The sequence below is a fragment of the Parapedobacter koreensis genome, assembly GCF_900109365.1.
GTDB lineage: Bacteria > Bacteroidota > Bacteroidia > Sphingobacteriales > Sphingobacteriaceae > Parapedobacter > Parapedobacter koreensis.
On sequence record NZ_FNZR01000003.1, the window covers coordinates 19,625 to 42,648 of the forward strand.

General features: G+C 50.2%; 12 protein-coding genes. 5 read left to right on the plus strand and 7 right to left on the minus strand.

From position 1 onward, the window contains the following. Positions 1-30 precede the first annotated feature (30 nt). The 5 genes from BMW65_RS07820 (at position 31) to BMW65_RS07840 (ending at position 10,908) form a co-directional block, all read left to right on the plus strand. The gene (locus BMW65_RS07820) at positions 31-1,539 is read left to right on the plus strand and encodes a RagB/SusD family nutrient uptake outer membrane protein (protein ID WP_090604358.1); all 1,509 of its coding nucleotides are present in this window, start codon (positions 31-33) and stop codon (positions 1,537-1,539) included. Next, positions 1,539-3,452: an FG-GAP-like repeat-containing protein gene (locus BMW65_RS07825; protein ID WP_090604360.1), complete on the plus strand. Its 1,914-nt coding sequence runs from the start codon at positions 1,539-1,541 to the stop codon at positions 3,450-3,452. The genes BMW65_RS07820 and BMW65_RS07825 overlap by 1 nt, the downstream gene beginning before the upstream one ends. A 16-nt stretch (positions 3,453-3,468) precedes the next feature. After that, on the plus strand, positions 3,469-6,507 hold the full coding sequence (locus tag BMW65_RS07830; protein ID WP_177181051.1) for a ThuA domain-containing protein: 3,039 nt from the start codon (positions 3,469-3,471) through the stop codon (positions 6,505-6,507). A 191-nt stretch (positions 6,508-6,698) separates the two neighbouring features. Beyond that, positions 6,699-8,585, plus strand: coding sequence for a RecQ family ATP-dependent DNA helicase (locus BMW65_RS07835; protein ID WP_090604364.1), 1,887 nt, complete (start codon positions 6,699-6,701; stop codon positions 8,583-8,585). A 103-nt stretch (positions 8,586-8,688) separates the two neighbouring features. After that, positions 8,689-10,908, plus strand: a complete 2,220-nt coding sequence (locus BMW65_RS07840) for an NADP-dependent isocitrate dehydrogenase (RefSeq protein ID WP_090604366.1) — start codon at positions 8,689-8,691, stop codon at positions 10,906-10,908. Here the strand turns inward: BMW65_RS07840 and BMW65_RS07845 are convergent, their stop codons facing one another. The 7 genes from BMW65_RS07845 to BMW65_RS07875 all read right to left on the minus strand — a co-directional run bounded on the left by BMW65_RS07845 (position 10,909) and on the right by BMW65_RS07875 (position 23,012). Continuing rightward, positions 10,909-11,442: a YciI family protein gene (locus BMW65_RS07845; RefSeq protein ID WP_218145368.1), complete on the minus strand. Its 534-nt coding sequence runs from the start codon at positions 11,440-11,442 to the stop codon at positions 10,909-10,911. It lies immediately after the preceding gene. A 148-nt stretch (positions 11,443-11,590) separates the two neighbouring features. Beyond that, a complete protein-coding gene (gene rpsA / locus BMW65_RS07850) occupies positions 11,591-13,534 on the minus strand; it encodes a 30S ribosomal protein S1 (RefSeq protein ID WP_090604368.1) in 1,944 nt (647 codons plus the stop codon). 330 nt (positions 13,535-13,864) lie between these two features. After that, positions 13,865-15,034: an MFS transporter gene (locus tag BMW65_RS07855; RefSeq protein WP_218145369.1), complete on the minus strand. Its 1,170-nt coding sequence runs from the start codon at positions 15,032-15,034 to the stop codon at positions 13,865-13,867. After that, complete coding sequence (locus BMW65_RS07860; protein WP_090604370.1) at positions 15,012-16,313, minus strand: glucosidase family protein; 1,302 nt, start codon at positions 16,311-16,313, stop codon at positions 15,012-15,014. Before BMW65_RS07860 ends, BMW65_RS07855 begins: the two co-directional genes overlap by 23 nt. Positions 16,314-16,358: 45 nt before the next feature. Continuing rightward, on the minus strand, positions 16,359-19,541 hold the full coding sequence (locus BMW65_RS07865; protein ID WP_090605359.1) for a GH92 family glycosyl hydrolase: 3,183 nt from the start codon (positions 19,539-19,541) through the stop codon (positions 16,359-16,361). Between the two features lie 10 nt (positions 19,542-19,551). Next, positions 19,552-21,243 (minus strand): class I mannose-6-phosphate isomerase, encoded by a 1,692-nt coding sequence (locus BMW65_RS07870; RefSeq protein WP_245747551.1) that lies wholly within the window; start codon positions 21,241-21,243, stop codon positions 19,552-19,554. Between the two features lie 206 nt (positions 21,244-21,449). Beyond that, on the minus strand, positions 21,450-23,012 hold the full coding sequence (locus tag BMW65_RS07875; protein WP_245747552.1) for a RagB/SusD family nutrient uptake outer membrane protein: 1,563 nt from the start codon (positions 23,010-23,012) through the stop codon (positions 21,450-21,452). Positions 23,013-23,024: the final 12 nt, after the last annotated feature.

Below are 23,024 nucleotides of genomic sequence, written 5' to 3' on the forward strand. Positions count from 1 at the left end.
TAAATTTTAGTAGAAGTAAAACTATTAAAGATGAAGTACTTAGCTTATATTACTATACTGTCCGGTTTACTTTTAACCAACCAAGGGTGTAAAAAAGTCTTATATAAGACGCCGTTGGCACAATTGAGTACTGACGTGAACTATGTAACGCCAGACGATGCCGTAAGAGCGGTAACCGCCGCTTATACGCCCGCTGCCGGCAACAATTGGTGTTGTACGTATGTGGGAACGGGTTATATGCATTGGGTGTTGGGGAATGTGGCTTCAGATGATACGGATAAAGGCGGTGAGTCCGGTTCTGACCAGTTATATGCGCAACAGGTGCAGCTTTTTAATATTCCCGCAGACAACGATGCGACCCGGTTTGCTTACCAGGTTTCCTATATAGGGATTCGCCGCGTCAATTTGGTGCTTGAGCATATTGTAAACATACAAATGGACGAAAACCTGAAAGCCCGCTTCCTTGCTGAAGTTAAGTTTTTGAGAGGCTGGTATTATTTCAATTTGGTGAAAGCCTTTGGTGATGTGCCGCTGGTACTTTCTTCCGAACTTGAATCTTTTGATTTGGTGCGGTCGCCCAAAGCGGAGGTTTGGGCGCAGCTTATTAAGGACTTTACCGAAGCGGAAGCGGTATTGCCGGAAGCTTCCGAATACAGTGCAGCAGATCATGGCCGCGCTACGAAAGGCGCTGCACAGGCCTATCTGGGTAAGGCATATTTGTATCTGAATGACTTTGCGAAGGCGGAAGAGTGGTTTGGTAAAGTAATAGCCTCCGGTCAGTATGCGTTAAGTTCAGACTACCTGGAAATGTTTATGAGAGCTGGAGAAACCAGTAGCGAACACATTTTCCAGGTTAAATTTTTAAACGACCAGGGTGCACAACCTGCAAATAATAATAATATCGGTACCACCTTTGGTAGTCGGGCCAAAAATGGCTGGGGCTTTAATTTGCCTACACAGGATTTCGTGGATGCTTTTGAACCCGGCGATCCGCGGCTAAACCAAACGGTTTATAAAAATGGTGATGTCATGCCGGATGGCTGGATAGCAAACGTGGGAAACAGCACGACAGGCTATCTTGTTAAGAAATACTACGTGCCGGATTATGAGCGAATACAAGGTTCAGTACAGGCGGGAAGAGACGATATCTATATGCGGTTAGGAAAGGTGTACCTGTGGTATGCCGAAGCAGCCAATGAAATCGGTAAGACCACAGATGCTTTACATTACCTGAATGAAGTGCGTAGGCGGGCCAGACAGGGTAATAATGACGTATTGCCCGATATTACGGTGACTGATAAGGATGCCTTGCGATCAGCCATCTGGCATGAGCAGCGAGTCGAATTCGGACAGGAGTATGAACGCTTCTTTGAGCTGGTACGGCAGGACCGTGCAGGACAGGTATTGAGAGCCTATGCTGCCAAATACAATACCGCCAAAGGCGAAGGGTTCAGGGATGGAATCAATGAGATATTTCCCATACCTCAAACCGAAATCAATTTGAGCGGAGGTAAAATAGTCCAAAATCCTGGGTACTGATGAAGTATTATAGCTATCTTTTTGCTGTGCTGTTTGCGTTTCAGGCAACAGCACAGCCTGCACAGGACAGCGCGGTGGTTGCGCCGAGCATGACGTTCCTGCCCGACTGGACGTTTAAGGGAAACGAGCTGGCAGAATGGAAGGCTCTGGGAAACACGGCATGGCACGCAACGGATGGCGAGCTGCGGGCGCAATCGTCATCGGGTAAGCCCATGCGGGGATGGTTGGTAAGCAACCAGTCTTATCAGGATATTGGTTTCAGGGCATTGTTTAAATGCGAGGGAACCGCCGAAACGGGATTGCTGTTCCGCTTGGAGCAGCAATCATCCGGATACCGCGGTATATACCTTTCTCTCAAAATTGGTGATGTGGGATTGTATGCAGTAACCCTGGATGCTGACGGAAATCTGCAACAGCAGGAGCCCCTGCGCCGGGCAGGGGGAATCTGGTATCGGTTGGCCCCGCCGCCGGAAGAGGACAGCCGTGCTGTCGGTAATTTTCAACGTCCCAACCCCCCCGATGTTTACCGCCCAATAAGTCCACCCAATACCGACTATCAGCAGGGCGTGTGGAATCAGATTGAAGTGTTTTTTGACTTAAATACCATCCGCGCATTTCTTAATGACGGTCGGGAAATCGGTGGAGCTGCCGATGCATACCTGGAAGGGTACGGACCGGTGGCATTGTATGCCGCAGGCGAGGGAAGTGTGCAGTTCAAGGATGTGGGCATCAAGGATATCGCCCTCCGCTTTACGCCGGATGAAGAAACGTCAGCGCATTTCAAGTCGCAGCGGATAAGCGATATGTATTATTCGTGGGGCGCTGATGCCGCGGATTTCAACCGCGATGGGCATCTGGATGTCATTTCGGGCCCCAATATCTTTTATGGCCCCGATTTTACCACCCATCGTGAAATTTTCCCGGCAATAGCGGTGAGCCCTTCAAAGGAATTTACCGCTGTCAATGTGCAATATACCTATGACTTCAACGGTGATGGCTGGCCCGATGTGTTGGTGAGCCCTTCGCGGGCGGTGCTGTACCTGAATCCAGGGAACGCTTCGCGCCGATGGGCAGAGCATGTCGTTATCAAGGAAGTTCAGACTGAAATCACGGATTTCAAGGATATCGACGGGGATGGCAAACCGGAGCTTATCTATGGCGCAAATGGTTCACTTCGTTATGCCAAGCCGGATGGCGATGATCCGACCCGGCCTTGGAAGGAATACCGTGTTTCCGAAGACGGGTATGTGCTGGCCCACGGCATCGGCACGGGTGATATCAATGGGGACGGCAAATTGGATATCCTCGGTCCCTACGGGTGGTGGGAACAGCCAGCCACGCTGGAGGGACAGTTATGGAACTACCACCCCGTCGCTTTCGGACGTTATGGCCATCGCGGCAGCAACGTAGGCGGTGCCATCATGGCCGTCTATGACGTCAATGGGGATGGACTGAATGACGTGGTCACCAGTCTCAATGTACATGGATTTGGCTTCGCTTGGTTCGAGCAGCAACGGGATGGGCGGGATAGCATTTCGTTTGTCCGGCATATGATCAGCGATGATTACTCAAGGGATGGCGCTGGAGGCGTGACCTTTTCGCAAGCCCATGGAGCTACATTTGCGGATGTCGATGGTGATGGTGTGCTCGATTTTATCGTGGGGAAGCGCTATTTTACACACCTGGACAATTATTATGATCCCGATCCTTATGGTCCGCCGGTGCTTTACTGGTACCGTACAGTACGTAACCCCGATGCCCCCGGTGGTGCGGAGTTTGTGCCGGAGTTGATCCACAACCGATCCGGTGCAGGGTCCGAAGTCGATGCCATTGACTTAAACGGGGATGGCCGGGTAGATATTATCACAGCGACCAACCGGGGTACATTTATCTTTTGGAACCAATACGAGTAGGCGAAACATGCATTTGATGATGATTCAACGGTGGCTTAAATTTTTCACGGTAGTCCGCGCCATGCTGTTGCTTGCCGGCATGTCGGTGTTTTTGCAGACATGCAGCGACAAACGCGAGGGAAATCCCCGCATCCTGGTATTCAGCAAAACGGCCGCTTTTTACCACGAGTCCATACCTGCCGGCAACGCCGCATTGCTTAAAATGGGTGCAAATAACGGTATTGACGTGGATACGACCACGGATGCGAATAGGTTTAACGAAGACAGTTTGAAGCAGTATTCGGCCGTGGTTTTCCTGAGTACCACCGGCGATATCCTCGATCAATACCAGGAAGTGGCTCTTGAGCGGTACATCCAGTCCGGTGGCGGATTTGTAGGTATCCATGCTGCAAACGATGCGGAATACGACTGGGGCTGGTATGGCCGATTAGTGGGCGCTTATTTCCAAGACCATCCCCGCCCCCAGGAGGCCCGGTTTCGGGTGGTGAATTCCCAGCATCCGGCTACCGAAGGGTTGCCGGAGACGTTTACTTATGCCGATGAATGGTACAATTTCAAACGCATTTCGCCTGACATCAAGGTGCTCATCACCATCGATGAGCATAGCTACGAAGGGGGTACCCATGGCGATAGCCATCCCATGGCATGGTACCATGACTTCGATGGCGGCAGGTCGTTTTTCACGGCATTTGGACACTCGGCCGAATCGTTTCAGGATTCATTGCAACTGCGGCACATCCTTGGTGGCATCCGTTATGCGATTGGAAATAATGAAAAACTGGATTATCGGAAAGCCAAAAGCAAACTTGTCCCCGAACGGAAACGGTTCGTGAAGACGCAACTGATGAAGGGCGAACTGTTTGAACCTACCGAAATGGCCTTGCTTCCCAATTCGGATATCTTGGTGGCCCAACGTAGGGGTGAATTGCTGCTGTATCAACAGGCTACGGGAACAATAAAGCAAGTGGGACAGTTGGATGTATACCATCGTACCGAAGTGCCCAATGTGAATGCCGAGGAGGGACTATTGGGAATGGCCCTGGATCCGGCGTTTGAAAAAAACAACTACGTATACCTTTTTTATAGCCCCACGGATACTTCCGTAAACCGCCTGTCCCGTTTTGTGTATGACCGGGATACATTGGATAGGGCGTCTGAGCAGGTTATCCTTCAGTTTTATTCACAGCGGGACATCTGCTGCCATACCGGAGGGTCCATCGCTTTTGGCAGTGACGGACTGCTGTATCTATCCACTGGCGATAATTCCACGCCTTTTGACCAACCGGATCCTTCCCGGTACAAAAATCAGGGATTTGCGCCGATGGATGGCCGCTCCGGTTTCGAGCAATACGACGCCCGCCGATCCTCCGGCAATACCAATGATTTGCGGGGCAAGATTCTCCGAATAAACGTACTGGCCGACGGAACCTACGATATACCGGAAGGCAACTTGTTTGCTGTGGGACAACAGCATACCCGGCCGGAGATTTACGTCATGGGCACACGCAATCCGTACCGCATATCCGTTGACCCGAAGACCAACTTTCTCTATTGGGGTGAGGTAGGGCCGGATGCTGGTGAAGACCGTGTGGACACGCGGGGTCCGCGCGGTTATGATGAGGTCAATCAAGCGCGCGAGGCTGGATTTTTCGGGTGGCCATTCTTTGTCGGAGCCAATTATGCTTATCGTTCGTATGATTACGGCACTGGCCAATCGGGGCCGTTGTTCGACCCTGAAGGCCCGGCAAATACATCACCCAACAATACCGGGCTCAATAGGCTTCCGCCAGCGCAGCCAGCATTTATCTGGTATCCTTATGCGGCGTCTCCTGATTTTCCGCAGGTGGGTACCGGCGGCCGTAATGCTATGGCGGGGCCGGTATACCATGTGGATCGGTTCCCGAAAGCAACACGTTATCCCGACTACTATGACGATAAATTAGTTATCTATGATTGGGTAAGGGGCTGGGTGAAGGTGGTGACCATGCTGCCAAATGGAGATTTTGACCGACTGGAACCGTTCATGGAGGGTGAATCGTTTGCCAGCCCCATCGATATGGAGGTAGGCAGGGATGGGAGACTTTATGTCTTGGAATACGGTAAGGGATGGTACTCGAAAAATCCCGATGCTGGTATTGCCCGGATTGATTACTATCCTGACAATATCCCGCCGAAGATAGGTGGGCTTACAGTCGACCGGAATAGTGGCGATGTGCCTTTTACCGTAAATGCCCGCGTGGATGTCATGGATGATGAAAACGATCCACTGACTTATCAATGGCATATCGACGGTGTATGCGTACAGACAGACGGGCCTATGCTTACACATACATTGGAAACCGTGGGCGAGCATGGCATTAGCGTCACGGTTGAGGATTCCAACAGTGGGCGGGCTACAAGTTCCCCAATACTGGTGTATGCTGGGAATGACCGTCCGGCTATAGATATTCTTGTCGCTAATCCGGAAAGGACATTTCATATGGGCGATGCCATTGCATATGAAGTGCGGATAGACGATGGTGGACGTGCCATCAACCCGGACAACTTGGTGGTGACGGTAGACTACCTGCAGGGTACGGATCTAGCCGGAGCGTCGACGGGCCATCAACAGGCATCACAACTTATTGAGGGACGGAGCCTGATGCAGGCGTCAGACTGCCAATCTTGCCATAAACTTGACGAACCGAGCATAGGGCCATCCTTTATGCAAGTGGCCACACGTTACCGGGGTAAGCATGATTCGCCGACGTATTTGGTAGAGAAAGTTGTGAAAGGTGGCAGCGGTGTCTGGGGGGAAGTAGCCATGGCGGCACATCCCGATATGAAAGAAGCTGAAGCGCAACGTATTGTACAATGGATCCTTTCATTGGCAGAAATATCAGATGGCAGGAAATCCTTGCCCGCTAAAGGTATCATCATTGCTAAACCGCCTTTTGGTAACGATGAACCGGCCGTTTTGCGGATTACCGCGCAGTACACGAATGCGCCTGAACCGGGCATACGGCCACTCACAGGGGTCAAAACACTTGATTTGACATTGGTTGGCGATAAGTGATATGCATTTAGCACCAAATAGCAATTTGTAGGTTTGCTATACCCACCAATTGGGGGTGTTTGTATTCATGCCACGGCTATCTTTGCCGTGGCATCGCCTTTTATGCAACTGTCCAACACGCGTATCCCACCAGCCTTGCATGCGCGGCTAAGGATAATTTTGTATGTTTGGGGGGTAGAAGCCCAATCGCAATGAACAGTGTAGAAATCCTGCGTAAATACTGGAAACATGAGTCGTTTCGGCCTTTACAGGAGGAGATCATTCAATCGGTACTGGGTGGTCGTGACACACTGGCATTGATGCCGACTGGAGGTGGCAAATCGATTTGTTTTCAGGTGCCGGCGCTGGCCAAGGCCGGCATATGCATCGTGGTGACACCACTTATCGCGTTGATGAAAGACCAAGTGGAAAACCTCAAAGCTAGAGGGATTGAGGCCATAGCCGTTTTTTCGGGCATGACGAAACGGGAGGTAGATATTGCCTTGGACAATTGCATCTACGGTCCGGTGAAATTCCTCTACCTTTCTCCAGAACGGCTCGCAAGCGAGTTGGTGCAGGAACGGATCCGGCACATGAAGGTCAACCTATTCACCGTCGATGAGGCACATTGCATTTCGCAGTGGGGTTATGATTTCAGACCGGCTTACTTAAATATTGCCTCATTGCGGGCATTGCATCCCAATGTGCCTTTTCTCGCGCTCACCGCTACAGCCACCGCTAGGGTAGTGGACGACATCCAGGAAAAACTGGGGTTTTCTGCCATCAATGTACTGAAGAAAAGCTTTTTGAGGGGTAATCTCGCTTACATGGCCTTTGAGGAGGAAGATAAGATGGGACGTATGTTGCGTATCATCCGCAAGTTGGGGGGCAGCGGCATCGTGTACGTCCGCAACCGGCGTGAAACGCAGGAAGTGACACGTATCTTGCTGCATGAAGGGGTGTCAGCTGATTTTTACCATGCGGGCTTGGAAACACCCGAACGCGCGCGTAAGCAGGAAGCTTGGAAAACCAACGCCGCGCGGGTTATCGTTGCTACCAATGCCTTCGGCATGGGCATAGATAAACCTGATGTGCGTTTTGTCATCCATCTGGATCTGCCGGATTCATTGGAAGCTTATTTCCAAGAAGCCGGCCGGGCGGGGCGTGATGGCAAGAAAGCATACGCAGTGCTGCTGCATCATGGAAGCGATCGTGACCGCCTGCTCAAGAACTTTGAGTTGAGCTTCCCTCCGATTGATTTCATCAAACAAGTCTACCAGCAATTGGGTAATTATTACCAATTGGCTTATGGGGCAGGGGAGGGGATTACAATGGATTTTGATGTGGCCGATTTTTGTGGCCGTTATAAGTTAGATGTCGTAATGACGCTCAATGCCTTGAAATTTCTTGAACGTGACGGTTGGATCGGTGTGAGCGAAAATGTATACCTGCCATCGCGGGTTAAGTTTGAGGCCAATCAACAGGATCTCTACAGATTCCAGGTGGAAAATATGGCTTACGATGGGTTTATCAAAACCGTCTTGCGGAGTTATGGGGGCGCATTTGATTATTTTATCCCCATTCGCGAATATGACCTCGCCCGCAAGACGGGTAAAAGTGCCGCGACGATTATCGAAATGCTGCGGTATCTCCAAAAGATGGAAATTCTCACCTACCTTCCGCAAAGGGATAGCCCGCAATTGCAGTTTTTGCGGCCGCGAATGGATAGTAGCCGATTATTTATTGATAACCAATACATCCGTATACGCAAGGAAACAAAGCGCGAACAATTGGAAGCGGTTTTCCATTACCTGGAGGATGGGGCCTGTCGCAGTATACAGTTGCTGGCTTATTTTGGCGAGCAAAAGTCGAGGCCCTGCGGCATTTGTGATTGCTGTATCAAAGCCAAACGGCATGAAAATGTAGAACACCAACTGATGGCGGAGCTTGTTGAGGTGCTGGCAGATGGGCCAATGACCATCGATCTCCTTATCTCGGGCATGCAGTCGGGCGATGAGGCGGCCCGCTTGGCATTTATCCGTAAACGGTTGGATGAGGGAACGCTAAAAGTGAATGGCGACAAGTATTATTTAAGTTAAGTGCCGGCAAGGCTGTTGACTGCCCACCATTTTTTGACTACATTTGTTGCCATTCATGGAAATAAATAACCTTTCGCACCAGTAACTTTTGATCGTACATAACATGTCTGAAAACGCCAAAATTCATTACACTAAAACAGATGAGGCCCCATTGCTGGCCACGTATTCGTTTTTACCCATTATCAAAGCATTTACAGCCTCGGCGGGCATATCGGTCGTCGAAAAAGATATTTCGTTGGCAGGACGGATTATTGCAAACTTCCCGGAATACCTTAAGGATGACCAAAAAACTGGGGATGCCCTGAGCGAACTCGGGCAACTGGCCACCACGCCGGAAGCTAATATCATCAAGTTGCCAAATATCTCGGCTTCCATTCCCCAATTGAAGGCTGCGATTGCCGAGTTGCAGTCCAAAGGGTATGCGGTGCCCAATTATCCCGAAGAACCCAAGACCGACGAGGAAAAAGCTATCAAGGCGCAATACGCTAAGGTGCTTGGCTCGGCTGTCAATCCGGTGCTGCGTGAGGGCAATTCGGATCGCCGTGCTCCACGGGCGGTGAAGAACTATGCAAAACAGCACCCGCATTCCATGGGCGCTTGGACGGCCGACTCTAAAACTCGCGTAGCTTCCATGGCCAATGGCGACTTCTATGGAAGCGAACAGTCTGTCGTTGTACCGCAAGATACCACCTTCGTCATTGAATTCGTCGGCGAGGATGGTGCCAAGACACAGCTAAAATCACCAGCGAAGTTGTTGGCAGGCGAGGTGATCGATTCATCACGATTGAGCATCCGCGCATTGAAGGATTTTGTTGCCACGGAAATCAAGGCAGCCAAAGAAACAGGGGTACTCCTGTCGGCACACCTGAAAGCCACCATGATGAAGGTGTCGGACCCGATTATTTTCGGGGCTATCGTAGAAGTCTATTTTGCGGAAGTATTCGCTAACTATGCGGCATTATTTGCCGAGTTGGGCGTGGACACACGCAATGGCCTTGGTGACGTTTATGCGAAAATCGCGGGACACCCCGACGAGGCGGCAGTGAAAGCAGCCTTGGCGCAGGCTATTGAAAATGGGCCGGACTTGGCTATGGTCAATTCCGATAGGGGCATCACCAATTTGCACGTCCCTTCAGATGTGATCGTGGACGCCTCCATGCCAGCGATGATACGCAGCTCAGGGAAGATGTGGAACAAAAATGGGGAATTGCAAGACACCATTGCATTGATTCCTGATCGGTGCTATTCGGGCGTATATGCCGCCGCTATAGCTGATTGCAAGCAGCATGGCGCACTTGACCCTTCGACGATGGGCTCCGTGTCAAACGTGGGTTTGATGGCGCAAAAAGCAGAAGAATATGGGTCACACGACAAGACATTCCAAGCCACAGCTAAAGGCATCATCCACGTGGTAGATGGTGAAGGCACCGTATTGATGGCGCAGGAAGTGGAAGCGGGTGATATTTTCCGGATGTGCCAGACCAAGGATGCGCCGATTCGTGATTGGGTGAAATTGGCTGTAAATCGTGCCCGCTTATCCAATACGCCAGCTGTATTCTGGTTGGATGAAAATCGTGCACACGACAGGCAGATTATTGAAAAGGTAAATGCGTACCTGAAGGATCATGATTTGACGGGCTTGGATATTCGTATCCTGAACCCGGTAGACGCCACAAAGTTTTCGTTGGAACGTATTCGTAAGGGCGAAGATACCATCTCTGTTACAGGAAATGTATTGCGGGATTACCTGACCGATTTGTTCCCAATCCTTGAGTTGGGCACATCGGCAAAAATGTTGTCCATTGTCCCCTTGATGAACGGTGGTGGCTTGTTCGAAACCGGCGCCGGTGGTTCTGCGCCGAAACACGTGGAGCAGTTCCTCCAGGAAGGGTATTTGCGTTGGGATTCATTAGGTGAGTTTCTGGCGTTGGCTGTTTCGTTGGAACATGTAGGCCAAACCCTGGGGAATACCAAAGCGCTGGTGCTGGCAGAAGCCCTGGATGCCGCCACGGAGAAATTCTTGGAGAACGACAAGTCTCCTGCTCGCAAGGTAGGGCAGATAGACAACAGGGGTTCGCATTTTTATTTAGCACAGTATTGGGCTGAAGCATTGGGTGCGCAAGATAAGGATGGGGCTATCAAGGCGATGTTTGCTCCGATAGCTGAAAAATTGGCGGCAAATGAAAGCATCATCAACGAAGAGCTGATCGGTGCCCAAGGAAAGGCGCAGGATATCGGTGGGTATTATTTCCCGGACGACACATTGGCCAGCAAGGCCATGCGGCCAAGTACTACGTTCAATGCCATCATCGAATCGCTGTAACTAAGGCTTGATCTTCGTGACCTTGTCGCTTGTCTCAAGGTAAGCGGGCAATGCCGCAGAACCATACCAATCGAAAAGCTCCACTTCAAGGAGCTTTTCTTTTATGGCGGGATCTGTTTGTAGCATGGCGGACACTTCATCTTTGTCTTGGGAATCAAAAATGAACAGGCCACGGTAGGCGTGGCTATTTTCCCCGAATGGCCCGGCGATTATTAGTTTTTTCTGCTCAACAAGCCGGTTGATATTGTCCATGTGGCCCCGGAATAATTCGCCTATTTTTTGCTGATCATCGATTTTGGCGGTGCCGGATTTCAGGATAACGAAGATGTACGACTTCATCCCATATTCGTCGGCACCCATGGAATCTGCCAGTGCCTTATCGTAGCCGGGGTTGGCCGTCTGTGCCCATACGCTGCCGTATCCCAGCATTCCGGTAATAAGCAGAACATTCCCTATTCCACGCATATGCAAAACCAACTGTGCCATCTGTATCGCAATATTCGGGATGATAAGGTTTTTTTTAAAGGTTTTCATACGATGGTCAATTTGTTAAACAAACTTCGATAAAGTTTTGCTTAAATGCAAGAATACGAAAAGGTGGCTGTACAGGACAAAAAAACTCCCGCTATATTCTAAGTATAGCGGGAGTGGTATTTAACTGTTGATTCGTTAATCGGTCAACTTACTTTTTGGCTCTTTTAGCGCTTTCTTCGTCTTCCAATTGCTCTTTCAATTGTGCAAGAACGTCCAAATCGCCCAATGTAGATTTCTCTACTGATTCTTTCACCTTTTTCACCGCAGAAGTCGCCGCTCTGGCTTCTTTTTTGCGGTTATTGAATTCTTCCATCCGCGCTTCAGCCCGTTGGTCTTCCCAGATGCGGGAATGCGAAATGACGACGCGTTTGTTTTCCTTATTGAATTCGATGATTTTGAAATCAGCCGTTTCATCCAGTTTCAGCACACTGCCATCTTCTTTCACGCTGTGCTTAGCAGGGCAGAAACCTTCAACACCATAAGGCAACGCGACGATATTACCTTTTTCGCCTACCTTGATGACCGTTCCTTGGTGGATAGAATCAAGCGTGAAAATGGTCTCGAAGGTATCCCATGGGTTTTCTTCCAATTGCTTGTGGCCAAGGCTCAACTTGCGGTTATCTTCGTCAAGCTCCAATACAACCACTTCCAGTTCTTCACCAACTTTGGTAAATTCATTCGGGTGGTTGATCTTCTTAGACCAAGAGAGATCGGAGATGTGGATCAAGCCGTCGATACCTTCTTCAAGTTCTACAAATACGCCGAAGTTGGTCATGTTTTTCACAACTGCTTTTTGTTTAGAACCTATTGGGTAACGATCTGCAATATTTTTCCAAGGATCAGGCGTCAATTGTTTAATGCCGAGGCTCATTTTGCGCTCGTCACGATCCAAGGTCAGTATTTGGGCTTCTACCTCGTCACCCACTTTCAGGAACTCCTGTGGGCTACGCAGGTTTTGCGACCATGACATTTCCGATACGTGGATCAAACCTTCTACACCAGGAGTGATTTCGAGGAATGCACCGTAATCGGCCACGGTCACGATTTTGCCTTTTACTTTTGAGCCTACTTCCAATGACGGATCCAAGGATGCCCAAGGATGCTCGGTCAATTGTTTTAAGCCAAGTGCAATACGTTTCTTTTCGTCGTCGAAATCCAATACCACCACATTGATGGTTTGGTCAAGCTGCAATACTTCTCTCGGGTGCTCGATACGGCCCCAAGAAATGTCTGTAATGTGCAGCAAGCCATCCACGCCCCCAAGATCGATGAATACACCGAAGTCGGTAATGTTTTTGACCGTACCTTCCAGTACCTGTCCTTTTTCGAGTTTGGAAACGATTTCGGTTTTTTGGTTTTCCAGATCGTCCTCGATAAGTACCTTATGGGATACAACCACATTCTTGAATTCATGGTTTATTTTCACCACCTTGAATTCCATGGTCTTGCCCACGTAGATATCATAATCACGTATGGGTTTAATATCAATTTGTGAACCGGGTAAGAAGGCTTCCACACCTTTGATGTCTACAATAAGACCACCTTTGGTACGGCTTTTCACGAAGCCATCAATGATGGTGTCATTTTCAAGGGCTTCGTTGATTTCTTCCCAGGATTTTTGGGTTTTGGCGCGTTTGCGCGAAAGCACCAACTGTCCGTTGGCGTCTTCTTGTGATTCGACAAATACGTCTACCGCATCACCTACCTTCAAATCGGGGGTGTCACGGAATTCAGAAAGGGATACCAAGCCATCTGACTTGAAACCGATGTTGAGCACCACATCCTTGTTGTTGATGGATACAACGGTGCCCCGTACAATTTCCCCTTTGTTAACGGAATTGAAGGTACCGGCATAGAGGTCTTCCAACTTAGTGCGTTCTTCATCACTGTAGCTGCCAAAACCTTTTTCGTCCCGATCCCAGTCAAAATCATCATCGGGGGTGTTCCAAGTAGTTGATTTGATTTCGTCAATGAACTTCGAATCGGCTTCCGACTCGATGTCTTCTTTTTCTTTCACTAAGGTGTCCTCAGCGTCTTGAAGTTCAGCTTTTTTTGCTGCTAATTCCTTTTCTGCTTCTTGTTTTTTTGCCATTAATTCATTTTTCTCCTTTTTCCCGATTTTTATCGGGACTGCAAAGTTACGAAAACTTTTATTTATAGGGAGTTATTATTTTAATTTTCTGGTTCTTCTACCGGTTGTTTACTCCTGATTTACCGGTTGTTTATGATTGCCTTACCCCTTACTTACCTTTTCCTTACCCTTTGTTTACCTTTTCTTTACCCTTTGCTTACCTATTCCTTACCCATTGTTTACCTTTTCCTTACCCTTTGTTTACCTTTTCCTTACTCCTTGGGTAAAGAAAAGGTAATGCAGGCGTATCCGAATGGCCCACCAGGGTTAAGACCAACCTCTTAGAAGCGGTCATCTCCTTGGTAGGCGGCTACCAATAAACCAGATGGCCAAAAAACAAGCCAGTAAGACTGAAAAAGAAGCTACTGCACCGGCAATGTCATTCAAAAACCCCATCGCAGGGGGGATGATAGCCCCACCTGTAATTGCCATGATCATGAGGCTGGATAGTTCGTTTACCCGTTCAGGAAGCCGCGAGATAGCTACCGAAAAGATGAGCGGAAATAGGTTTCCTGCCCCGATTCCGATGACGAAAATACCAACATAAGCAATTGTCATCGTGCTGGAAAACCATAGGATAAAAAGCCCCCCTATCGCGACGGCTGTCGTAGCTAGCAGGAAAAGACGGGGATTGGCCACCATTAGCAAAAATGCGCCAACGAAGCGGCTGATGAGCAATGCGGTAAAATAGATGCTGATGCCATAAGATGCCTGTTCCAACGGGATTTGATGCAAATGGATGAGGAAACCTTGGATGTTGGCATTCATCCCCACGTCTGCACCGACAATTAGGAAGATGGCGCCGGCCATTAACGCTACAAAGCCGTTGCTAAGCAGGCTGAATGCCGACCGGAAAGTTGCGCGGGGCAACTCGCTTTTCGGAATGGATTCGCGAATCGTGGTATTGGACAACCACAACAAACTGCTTACCGAAAAGAGTGCGTATACGGCAAACACCAATTTCCAGTTGTCCCATTGCATGGCTGCATAGGTCGCCAATAGGGGGCCGAGCAATGACGTAATCGCCTTGAGGAATTGGGAAAAGCTGAGGAAGCCGGAGAGCCGTTCAGCAGGGACGGCATCCTGCAATAGCGGATTGGCGGCTACCTGTATCATGGTGTTCCCGACACCAAGCAGGATGAAGGTGACCAGCATCATCGGGAAGGAATAGTGGACAAACGGCAATACCATCGCTACCGTGGTCACGAAAATTCCAATAACCATTGCCCGTTTTTTCCCAAATCGATCCTGAAGGATACCTGTGGGTACGGAAAGGAGGAGAAACCAACCGAAGACCATCATCGGAAGTAGCTGTGCCGCTTGGTTGCTCAGGTGGAAGTCCTGTCGGACATAGCCGGTGGATACCCCCACGATATCCACAAATCCCATGACAACGAAAGTCATTAAGACGGGCAGCAGGCTGAAAGGTTTCATCGGCCTATTGGTGATGGGTTTCTGCATAATCTTCAAGCAGTTTAATGGCATCATAAAGTACACCGGCAGCACCACGGAATGTTCCTGATCCTTTTGGCTCATTGGCAATGGAATACCATTCGTAAAATCCATTGTTTTCGACAGCACGCGTCAGCATGGGGCACAATTGTTCATAGGCCTCCTTTACAAAACCGTGGCGAATGAGCTGTTGGATCATCCTGCCACCAAACCAATCCCAATCTCCGCCATTTTGGTAGCCATAGGGATACATGCCGGGATTCTGGAAACTTCCAGCAGGGTAGGTGGGATAGATTGTCAATCCGATGGTAGGGGCACCCGACTCCTTCACATTGGCCACCATGCGGCCGAGCGCCTGGCCCACTTGTTCTTTCGATAGCAACCCCGCCTCGATGGCTACCGCCGTTCCGCCGTGGTAGTACACTTCTGATTCGTCAAAATCAGTCGGGAAAGGCGATTCACCGAGGTACAGATGTGGAATGAATTGCTGACGTTTTTTGTCCCACAGGTGCCGCATGCAGTTTGCAGCGATGTGGCCACGTATGGTATCCCATTTTGCCTTGATACCCGGCACCATAGCCGTCAGGTTATCCAATGCGATCAGGAACATCGCATTGTCATAGATGTCGACGGCATAATGGGTGTTGTCATCCAAATAAACTCCCCATGAATGCTCGGGTTGTACGTCTCCCCAGTCAACGGTGGTCGCTCCCCAAAGTAGGCCGTATTGCTCATTGTAGCGGTGCTGCATCAGAAAATCCATGGCCCGCTCCAAACGGGTAGCGACAGCTTCGTTGCCGATTGTTTCTTGGAGGAAGCTATGGTCTTCGGTTTTTTTGATGTATTTGTATACGGCCTGTACCAACGAACTTTCCTGGTCGGTTTCTACCGTGTTTTTATGGCCAGCAAACCGAAGTTCCAATGGGGTGTGGATATATACATAACCGCCCTCGGCGGCCGTTGCTTTTTCTTTGGCAATGAAGCCGTCCACAATGTTGCCATCGATGCCCTGCAACCGGAAAAATACACGCAGGTTTTCTTTGATTTGATCGGGTGGATGTATTTCCGTGGCCAGGGTAATGAATGTATTGTAATCGCGTATCCACACTTCACCGTACCCGTCGCCTGCGTTAAATCCGGATTGGACGGTTTTTCTGGCCATGGTTTTAATGGTTTGCAGCAACGTATCCTGGCTTATACGCTCTGCTAACTGTTGGCTTTCGCTGACTGGGGATTGGCATGCCAGGAGTGTGCATATACTGATGATGAGTGAAAATCGAAGAGTCATATTGCGTTTGATAATTAGTATTGGTTAAACAGGAGGTATTTATGTTCAATCCGTTCGGCCCGTTTTGTTGGAAGATACCGTTTGCGGGAGTGGGCCGGTACCCCAAGACGAGTTGGGGGTTGGCCCCATGTCCAAGATCAATGATCCCCCTTTTAAAAGCTCGTCCGCCGGAAACCAGAAGCTTTCGAGCGGTTTTCCATTGAGCCATGCCTGCTGTACATAGCAGTTTTCCCGTGAGTTGTTTTTCGCTTCGATGGTAAAGGTCTGCCCCCTGCCATAGCGGCCGCCCAACTGGATGGTCGTTCGTTCAAAAATGGGGCTGCCGATTTCATAGATAGGCTGCTGCCGCGCTCCGCCATCTAGCTGGAATAATCCTAATGCACTCATGACAAACCATGCGCTCATTTGTCCTTGATCTTCATCCCCCAAGTAAGCATTGGAAATCCCGTAGCCATAGTAGCGGTCCATGATTGCCCTGCTCCATTGTTGGGTAAGCCAGGGTTTCCCCACCCAGTTAAACAGGTAGGCAAAATGCATGGACTGCTGGTTGCCCTGCACGACCGGGTAATCCCAATACTGGTCGTTTGGGCCGTTGAACCGCCATTTATAGCTTTCGCCGAATCCCCACTCCAGGCGCTTGGTGAACGTGGTCTTGCCGATCATTTCGGCCAACCCGGGGATATCCTGTGGTACAAAGAAGGTCAGTTGCCAGGCATTGCCTTCGACATAATGGTGGTTGGCCCCGGATTTGAATGGATCAAAGTCCGGCAACCAGTTGCCCGCGGCATCTTTCATGCGGGCATAGCCCGTGGCGGTGTCAATGACATTGCGCCACCAGTTGCCCCGATCGGCGAAGTATGCATAGTCGTCATGCTTGCCGAGTGATTTGGCCAGTTGGGATACGGCCCAATCGTCAAAGCTATATTCCAATGAATTAGAAAACCGCCCTTCATCATGCGGTACGTACCGATGTGTGAGGTAGGTTTCGAGGTCGCGGTTGCCAGCCAAGCCACCACCCACACGTTGGGCAGGCGTAGTCTGCATTTTCCGGATGGCTTCGTAGGTTTTCTCGGCATCGAAATCGCGTATGCCCATGTTATACGCGCTTACCATTAATGGAATCTCGTGCTCGGCGACCATCACAGGGATGTATTCCATGCCTGCTGGACCTTTGGCCAGCCAGCCGTCGGTGTCATACATCGCGAGTTGTGAGCGTACCCACCGGCTGGACCATTCCGGGGTGACGAGGTTCCAGAATTGATTGAGGTTCCAGAACGTATTCCAAAAGGCATCGCAACCTAATGCGACATCGTCGGTATTGCTGAATTGCTGGACACGTTCCTCTGCATCGCGCCAACGTCCGTCTACGTCACTGAAGGTGTTGCGGCTGGCCAATGAGCGGTACATATTGGTATAAAACCGCATCTTCTCAAGGCGGTCGTCGCTGCCTACTGCAATCCGGCCCAATAGTTCATTCCACACGTCTCGTTGGTGGTTGCGCACGGCATCGAAATCCCAACCGAAAGGTTGCGTAATCTCACTGTTGAGGTTCGCCGCTGCGTTGTCAATGCTGACGTAGGAAATACCCGTACGAAGCTGCACGGTGGGCGATCGGCGGGTATCAAATTCGACATACATGCCCGCTGTTTCGGGTTGTTTTGCATGGAGACTGGAGCCAGCTGATAGATTGCCGTTTAGCCAATAGCCGATCCGGCTGATAGGCTGGTCAAATTCCATCACGAAGTGGACGATATAATCTTGGTTGACGCCACCGGACCAGACATTGGTCGATAGCTGCTTGCTGTATCCACTGATACGGTGCGTGTCCAATTGCTTGATTTCCAATGCTTCGATGCCATATCGGTATTCCGAAGGAATCATCAGATCGATCATTACCCTTCCGGTATCGGTATCATGGTACGTATAGCGCTGGAAGCTGGCCCTCGTCGTAGCAGTCAGTTCCGCGGTTATCCCATAGTCTACGAGGTCAACCTTATAATATCCCAACGGAGCTTCTTCCGTCGTCTTATCTATCCGTGAGCGGTATCCGGAATCGGGATTGGATTGATCGCCAATTTCCGTGCGTATTGGGCCGTTCACGGGAAAGGTGCCTAATCCGGCCATCGTCCACTCGTGGATATGGCTGAATGTGCCGATGGATTCGAAGGAAGGATCATATCCGGCTTGCCAGCCGCTGTTTTGGTTGTCAGGGCTCAATTTGACCATCCCGAAAGGCATCCAGGGGCCAGGCGCAATCATCCAACGGGAATGGGCCGCGCCCATCATGGTATTGACGTAGTCTGCCGGCGTAATCAGCGGTTGGGGCGCGCGGGTAACGCTTCCGCTATGAAGTTCCCGCCCATCCAGCAAGATCGTAAATTGACTGGTTGTATCCTTGGCCACAGCAGGCATGGGCACCTCCAAACCGTATTCACCGCGTTCCATGCGCCGCTTGAATAGCGTTGTTCCGTCGAGCTCAACGGATAACACGGGGGAATTTTTGATGTGCACCGCATCCACAAGCAATGGCTGAAAACGGTTGCCTCCAATGGAGGTTTCATAGCTGGCGGGCGCGATGGTTTTGACCAACACATCGGGGTTATTGTCCAGCTTTACATCTGATGGTCCCGTCAGTTGCAGCGCATCAAACACCAGCCAGCCTCCAGAGAGGGTAGTCAGGCTAATTTCGTTGTAGCCCTGTTTAATCAGGCCTTGCGGCAAATTGGCGGTAAGGAGCTGCTCGTATTCATTTGAATACGGGCCTTCGGGAAACGTTTGGCCACTGCCGTCCTGAAGTTGGTAGGTGCGCGCATGACCGTTTATCGTGGTTTTCAGCAAGGGAGGATTTTCGCGTTCGGCATCGAGAATATCCACAGTAAATACCCAGTCTCCGGCTCGGGGAATCTGCCGTATATAAAAGCAGATGGTAAGTGTATGCGTGCGGATACCGGCTGTCGGGCCAGTGCCGCCCCATTCATTTGCCGGACCTGGAAGCACATAGGGCCAGTCGGTGCCGGAATTGGAATGCCCTACCAGAAAAAAGCGGTCTTCAAAGCCGAAATCATGTTCGACGAATTTTGTGTAATTTCCCGGCGACAGGGCCATGTAGCGGGGCGTACCGTCGTTTTCGCCGATTTGCCATACGGTATGGCCTGTAGGCGGCTGTGCTTGGGCAGCTGTCGTCAGTCCGATCAGTAATCCCAGCAAATAGCGATTTATGTTATGCATGACAATTTCTTTATACATGGCAAGCTTCTTCTTTTACAAACGCTACGACCACCTTGGCACCGACCGGGCCACGGTTGGTCAGCCGGTACCTAGCAGCCGCAGCAGGTATAGCAAAGGTTTCCGCGAAATGGAACGTTGCCAGGTAGCCGTTTTCCGTCTCCACATCAACTGTTGTCCCTTCCACCAACATCAGCACATGGCATTGCGCATGTGTATCGATATTCACTAGGGTGTCAAATTCATAGCGATGGATCTCATAGAAATGTTCCGGGTGGGTAGGAAGCTTGAATTGCTTCCAGTCAGGTCCTTCTTGTACCACTTGGGGCCTGGATACCAACGTTTCCTGTACTACATTCCCCTTGCGGCTAAAATTGAGGTTTTCAAAAGCACGGTCGATATTCAGCGGGCGCGGATGGCCATCAAGGTCTACGCGCAGCCAATCATACATTTTGAACGTAAAAATGTATGGCGTTGCACTGATTTCGAGTACCAGATTATTTATGCCAGAGCAATGTACCGTGCCATGGGGTATCAAGAACAGTTCGTGTTTGTGGGAAGGCATGACTTGCACAAATTTGCTTACGTCAAGCGCCTCATGCCGTTCGAAGCTGGTTTCTAGGGCTTGGCGGAATACTTTGGGGTCTATATTTTCCTGGAAACCGAGGTAAACCTGGGCGTCAGGCGCGGCATCCAGGATGTAATAGGTTTCATCTTGGGTAAAATGCTCGCCGAAGTGCGCTTTCGCATATTCGGGAGAGGGATGGCATTGCAGCGATAGGTTGCCGCCGTTGAAGGTATCCAGGAAATCAAAGCGGATGGGGAAATCATATCCGAACCGCTTGGCAGCCTTCCCCAGTACCTCGTCCGATTCCTGGTACATCAGCAAGTCAAATGAAATTTCCATCGTGTTGCCGCTGTCGTGAATCAGCAATCCATTTTCTGGCACAATCATCTCAAAGGACCAAGCGTAGTTAGGTGCATCCTGATCAAGCCCAAGATGATTTTTCATCCAATCGCCGCCCCATACGCCGGGTTCAAACCAAGGCCTTACACGGAAACAGCTGGTGCTCATCCGGTGCAACGTCTGCCGGAGTATAGCTCCGCTGGTCCAAGTGACGGTGCCGGCTACTTGCTGGTCTGCAATCCATTCCAACTGGGGCAGCAACTGCTGTTTATGCTTATTCAAGACAATCCAATCTACGAAATAACACCGCTTATAGGTGGCTTTGAATGATGTCGGCAGCATTGCGCCCAAGTTGCGGTGGGTTCCGGCTCTGATGCGTCGCTGAATCTCATTTTTAGGCACATCGAAATAGGCGATTGGGGCATCCCAGTGTAAGAGCGCGGCACCGCATCCGTATACCAAGTACAAGTCTACCGTGGGATCGGGCTGCAAAGCGGCAAGCTTTTTGGTATCGAAGAAATCGGCCAATTGCAGCGTGGTCCTGCTACCGAACAGTGGGTCATCTCCCCCCAGGAATGGCTCGACGAGTTTCCAGATGGCTTTTTCCGGAAGCATCGCTTCAGCCACGGAAGCGAACTGGACGGTTTTCCCCAAAGCCGAGGCTTGGTCATGGATGTGGGTGGTCACCTCATCCCAATCGACGCCCGAGTATCCGTCAATTAAACAAACTTGATGTTCCAACAATAAGGAAACCAGCCGGGCATAGCCGGCATGGATTTCACCATTTGCTGGATACACTGGAAAAATGTTATAGGTGTTAGACGATGTGTGTTGGCTTGTTCTTGTAGATAGTAAAACCTGATCTGGAAAACTCATGATGGTATGTAATGGAATAGCTGCTATGAATATGAATGAAAAAAATTAATGTAATGAAGTGTTATTTGCATATCCACAGCATGGAATAAATCCTATTCCATGCTGTGGACGATGTTACCTGAATGCGCTTAAGGTTGATAACCCGGATTTGGTTCCAAAGCGGGGTTACGTTGCAGTTCGTCATCAGGCAGCGGGAAGAGCAGATGCTTTTCCGCGTAAGTTGCTCCGAAGCTGTTTTGTTGACCTACAACGTCTACAAATGAAATCTGTCCGTTTTGCGTTACCGGGAATTTCCGGGTACGTTGGATATCAGACCAAAGGCCAAACTGGAAGATTAATTCGCGCAACCGTTCTTTCCAGACCTCTTCCACAAATTGCTGGGGTGTGAGGTTTGCTAAGGTTGCTTCCACCTGCTCGGTGGTTTGTTTCCAGTAGGCCCGAGCCCTTACCTGGGCGAGGTAATCCACGGCTTCGGGGGTGACGCCATCCGAAAGGGCGATGGCCTCGGCACCAATCAATAGCACGTTGGCATAAGTCAGGATGGGAAGGTCCTTGCCGGAAGTAGCCGTCTCGAAAGCCGCCTGATCGTCATGCCAAAAATAAGGGGCCGTTTGGAAGTTGACCACCGTTCCATCCGCCTCGGTGAATGACGTATGGAAGTACTGCTTTTCTTGTCTCCGTAAATCCGCATCGGCATCATACGCCCGCAAGAGGCTTGCAGTGGGACTGTAGGCGTTATTCGAGATGGCGTAGGCCAATTCCGGTGCTACGCTGGCTGGAAATGCCCATTGCGCATATACGGAAGTCTCGATGCCAACGCTGTACTCAAAATAATAGAGGTGTTCATTTGGTAAATTGTCGGCAAGCCGTGCTTGGTTGTAGGCACTGTTGGCCATGTCCACTTCGCCTTGGCTGTTGCGCCCGTGTTGGGTGAGGTTGTAGACACCGCTGTTAATCAGTTCGCGTGCCTCACGCGCAGCATCAGCATATCGGTTGGCCTGTAGGGGGAAGCCACTCATCGTCAGGTACACTTCGGCCAGCAATGCTTTTGCGGCGCCCAACGTGATGCGGTTGCCATTGTCGCTCATACGTGAGTTGGCCAATTGCCCTTGTTGGGTGGCATACTCCAAATCGGAGGTAATGAGCCCGTAAATTTGGTCGACCGGTGCCCGCTCTACATAGAGGTTTTCAAGGCTTTCGTAGGGCTCCGTAATCAAGGGCACGCCACCGAAAAGGCGCACAAGCTGGTAATAAGCCAGCGCCCTGAAAAAGCGCGCCTCGCCCGTCAGGCGGCTGATTTCGGCCTCGGATAGCCCTGGCGTCTGCGGGACGTATTTGATGGCATTATTGGCACGGGATATGCCCAGGTAGAGATCGCGCCACATCCCGCCGAGGTAGCTCGAAAGATTAATGCTATTGAAGGTCAGCTGTTGGGCATGTTGTACATGTACTTCCTGGCCTTTATATTCATTATCCACAAATCCGGATGTGTAGGGGCCAAACATCAGCCGCGATCCCGAATAAACACCGCCACCAAACAGCGAAGGTGCGCCGGTACGGTACAACGCGTTTACCGCGTTATAAGCATGATCAGGATTGGTGAAAAACTGACTCGGGGCAATTTCATCTTTAGGGATTTCCGTTAGGAAATCCGAACATGAGGAGGTTAAAAGCCCCAGAGATACTATCATTATTGTTAATTT